Source organism: Lachnoanaerobaculum sp. ICM7 (assembly GCF_000287675.1).
Taxonomy (GTDB): domain Bacteria; phylum Bacillota; class Clostridia; order Lachnospirales; family Lachnospiraceae; genus Lachnoanaerobaculum.
Map to the genome: position 1 here is coordinate 1 of NZ_ALJL01000034.1, position 3,544 is coordinate 3,544.

Genomic DNA, 3,544 nt, shown 5'->3' on the forward strand with positions numbered 1-3,544 from the left:
TTGCAGTGGGAAAAAGGTATAATAGTTATAATTTATTTAAGAATTGAGAGGTGATTTTGTGTCTAAAATAAATGTTGAAGGATCCGAAATCAGCATTATAGCCATAGATGATAAAGATTATATTTCTTTAACTGATATGGTAAGAAATATTGAAAACGGTTTAGCTTTAATCGAGAAGTGGCTAAGAAATAAAAATACAATAGAGTTTTTAGGTATTTGGGAGGAAATGTATAATCCTGATTTTAATTCCCTCGAATTCGAGGGAATTAAAAATGAAGCCGGACTGAATAGATTTGTTTTATCGGTAAAACAGTGGGTAGAAAAAACCAATTCTATCGGTATTGTTGCAAAAGCAGGAAGATACGGAGGAACTTACGCACATAAAGATATTGCTTTTGAGTTTGCTTCTTGGGTATCCACATACTTTAAGTTGTATTTAATAAAAGAATTCGAACGTTTAAGGCGAGCTATTTCTTTTGCATCATCAGATTGATAGTTACCTGAGCCACGAACGGGAATGTAACCGTCATTATTACGAAATTGACTTTCCCATTTGGCAAGTGTACTAACAGCAATACCAAGATTCTTGGCACATTCAACTTGAGTAAGATCCGGATGCTCATTTCGATAGTTGACAGCATCCAGCTTAAACTGTTTTGAGTGATGGTTTCTTTTACTTGACATAATGAGTTCCTCCTAAGGTTTATTATATAACAAATAAGGGAATATCTCATTTTGTTTTGTACTAATTATATTCTAACACCAATATGTATGGAGAAAAATATTGGATAGGAGAGTTTGGAATGATTAGCAAGATTAAACCAAATTCTAATAGTAATAAAAGTATTGATGAACAAATAAGAGATAATATAAAAAAATATTCAATGAGATAGAAAAGTACTTGGATAATAAGGTGAATAGTAATGGTAAAAAATAAAATATTAACGAAATATGTGATTCTAACATTATTGATTTGTAGTTTGATAGTTTTATATTTAATTATTACAAACTTAGAATATAAGATAGTTGTAAGGGATAATACATTTATTGGAATAAAAGATGGTATTTTTAAAAAGAAATCTGATATTGTAGATTTTGATATTCCTTATGGAGTAGTTAGTATTGGAGCATATGCCTTTTCTAGTTGTGATAATTTGCAATCGGTTAATCTGCCAGAAACAGTTAATAGTGTAGATAATTATGCATTCTTTGAATGTAAAAAATTACAAGAAATTAAATTATCTTCAAATTTAGAAAGTATAGGGGATATGTCATTCTATAACTGTGAAACACTAAAATATATAGAACTGCCTAATACCTTAAGTGAAATAGGAAGTTCAAGTTTTGCCGAGTGTAAAAATTTAAAAAAAATAATTCTGCCAGACAGTCTTGAAAGTATTGGCGAGTTTGCATTTGAAAACTGTACTAATTTGAGAGAAGTTAAGATGTCAGATAGTGTAAGTAAGGTTGGTGAAAATATATTTGAGGGGACAGAATTTATAAATAGTCTTAAACCAGATGAGTATGGTTGCATTTATTTAGGGAACTTACTCTTAAAAGCAAATGATACTAAAGAATATGTCAAGATAAAAGATTCTACGAAAGCTATTGCAGCAAAGGCATTTATTAATAATATAAGAATAAAAAATGTTGATTTACCACTTGGACTTATAGAAATAGAAGATAGTACATTTGAAGGTTGTAGAACTTTGGAGTCAGTAATTATACCACAAGGTGTTAAATATTTAGGAGAATATGCTTTCCTAAATTCAGGGCTAAAAAGAGTAGTATTACCAGCCGGATTGGAAGAAATATCTTATGGAGCATTTAAAGATTGTTATAATTTAGTAGAAATTAATTTACCCTCTAGTATTATAGATATTAAAGGAGGGAGTTTTTATGGAACTAAGTATTTAGATAGTATAAAAGAGGATGAATATGGGTGTAAGTATCAAGAAAATATTTTACTTGAATATACAGGTAAAAGTGCTGAGAAAATAGAGATAAAAGCCGGAACAAGATTAATAGCAGGAAGTGCATTTAATAATGCAGAGAGTATAAAAGAGGTATATATACCTAAGAGTGTAGAGCATATAGGAAGATATACATTTACTAAATGTCATAATTTAGAAAAAGTTGAGTTTGAAGAAGATGGTAAATTAACAACTGTAAAAGGACATTCATTTGATTTATGCAGCAATTTGAAGGAAATAAAATTACCAAAAAATATTAAAACAATATCAGAATATGCCTTTTTTGCTTGTGGTGTTGAAACTTTAAGAATACCGGAAAAAGTGGAGGATATGGATTTATGGGCTATTGCACAATGTCTTTCATTAAAGAGAATAGAACTTCCTAAGAGTTTAAAGGGGAAATATTATTATCCTGATTATAGACCAAAAATAGATTTAGTATTTTATTGAATTTATTTTTTAGATAACAAAGAACTTGATATAGTAAGTAAAGAAGAATATCTACTTGATATAACCAAACCATACCATAACCTACTGCAAAGAAATGAGAAGTTTAGGAATATAGAGCATAGCCAAAGCTTTATATGGGATTATAACACTGCATTTATGGAAGAGGAAGATAAAACCTATGCCTATCTTGAGGACGAGCTTGGAAGTCCTATAAGGCTAATTAAGCTTGGAGAAACAGAAGAAACTAAGCAAATGGTATATGGCTATGATGAGTTTGGAGTGGATACCTATAAAACTCAGGGTAAGATACAACCATTTGGCTATACAGGATATAGGCATGATAAGGTAGCTGATACCTACTTTGCACAGGCAAGAGAGTATATGCCAAGTGTGGGTAGATTTGGAGGAGAGGACTGGATAAAGGGAAATATAGAAAAGCCTTTTAGCCTTAATCAGTATGGGTACTGTTGGGGAAATCCTATTGGATTAGTTGATAGGGACGGAAAAACACCGGAAATGGCTAGTAACTATTCACAAGTATTTGATATACTGAAAACAGGAACTGAAATGGCAGGAGCAGCTGCCTTAGCTGATAGTCCCGCACCTGGACCAATGGATTTAGTTGCATTAGGTATACTATGTATAGCATTAGTTGTATCCGGAGGAGTAGCAGTTGGTGCATATATAAATAGTAAGGCAAAGGAGAAAGAAAAGGCTAGGATAGTTGCATTAGAGCAAGTAACAACAAAAAGACCTAATCAGACAGTTATATACAGACGGGGAAATGGAAATGCAACTAATTTAACTCCTAGAAATGATGGCTCTGATGTTAATGGTCTATCTTATGAATTAAAAGTTCCAGTGGGTAGACGATATAATTGGACAACTTTAGAGGCTGTAAATAGTACAGGTGTACTACAAGCGATTATAGATGGTCCAAACCATGTAAAAGTAATTCCTACAGATCATTTAGAACTACCAATATGGATGAGCACCAGAGAAACAGCAAAAGAGAATCCATACTACTTAACAAAAATATTAGCATCAATATTTATAAGAGATAATGGAGGACCATGTAATGTCAGCAGTGATTGATAATTTAATTAGTAAAGAAGAGTATA

The 3,544-nt window shown here is 31.5% G+C and carries 3 protein-coding genes and 1 pseudogene; 3 read left to right on the forward strand and 1 reads right to left on the reverse strand.

Annotated elements, in window-relative coordinates; genetic code table 11:
* Window positions 1–58: 58 nt before the first annotated feature.
* A pseudogene (locus HMPREF1140_RS11550) lies at window positions 59–463 on the forward strand (KilA-N domain-containing protein); the annotation flags it as partial.
* Here the strand turns inward: HMPREF1140_RS11550 and HMPREF1140_RS14090 are convergent.
* Complete coding sequence (locus HMPREF1140_RS14090) at window positions 373–684, reverse strand: transposase (protein ID WP_242822886.1); 312 nt, start codon at window positions 682–684, stop codon at window positions 373–375. The pseudogene HMPREF1140_RS11550 and the gene HMPREF1140_RS14090 overlap by 91 nt on opposite strands.
* Before the next feature lie 239 nt (window positions 685–923).
* On the opposite strand from HMPREF1140_RS14090, the gene HMPREF1140_RS11555 reads away from it, so the two are divergent.
* Both HMPREF1140_RS11555 and HMPREF1140_RS13810 read left to right on the forward strand, forming a co-directional pair.
* Window positions 924–2,423, forward strand: a complete 1,500-nt coding sequence (locus HMPREF1140_RS11555) for a leucine-rich repeat domain-containing protein (protein WP_009664029.1) — start codon at window positions 924–926, stop codon at window positions 2,421–2,423.
* A 156-nt stretch (window positions 2,424–2,579) separates the two neighbouring features.
* The gene (locus HMPREF1140_RS13810) at window positions 2,580–3,518 is read left to right on the forward strand and encodes an RHS repeat-associated core domain-containing protein (protein WP_009664030.1); all 939 of its coding nucleotides are present in this window, start codon (window positions 2,580–2,582) and stop codon (window positions 3,516–3,518) included.
* The last annotated feature ends 26 nt before the right edge of the window (window positions 3,519–3,544 follow it).